This window comes from Bacillus sp. SIMBA_026, from assembly GCF_046535335.1.
In the GTDB taxonomy this organism is placed as follows: domain Bacteria; phylum Bacillota; class Bacilli; order Bacillales; family Bacillaceae; genus Bacillus; species Bacillus velezensis.
The window spans coordinates 1-265 of the sequence record NZ_JAWRWX010000239.1; the positions used below are offsets into that span (position 1 = coordinate 1).

Below are 265 nucleotides of genomic sequence, written 5' to 3' on the forward strand. Positions count from 1 at the left end.
CTTTTCGTTTGCAGGGCATAGTGACTGGCGAATTCCCCGGGATACTTTCGTTATGCGTCGTGACCGTAAAAGTGGGTTCGACGCTATAGATTTCTTCCGTTTTAGTCCCAGCCTAAGGTATTTCGATGGCCAACACTATGCTCAAACTCATTATGGAGTATCCTGGAATATCATTCATCCTCAAGCTTATTTGTTTAATGAGCATGGTTTAAGTGAGTTTCAAACTACCGAAGTAAACATGGGCATGGAAGAAAATGCCTATCAG

At 42.6% G+C, this 265-nt stretch carries 1 protein-coding gene; it reads left to right on the forward strand.

From position 1 onward, the window contains the following. Positions 1–52: 52 nt before the first annotated feature. Positions 53–265 (forward strand): hypothetical protein (locus tag SB847_RS21330; protein ID WP_410578647.1); only part of this gene is annotated, 213 nt, incomplete at its 3' end.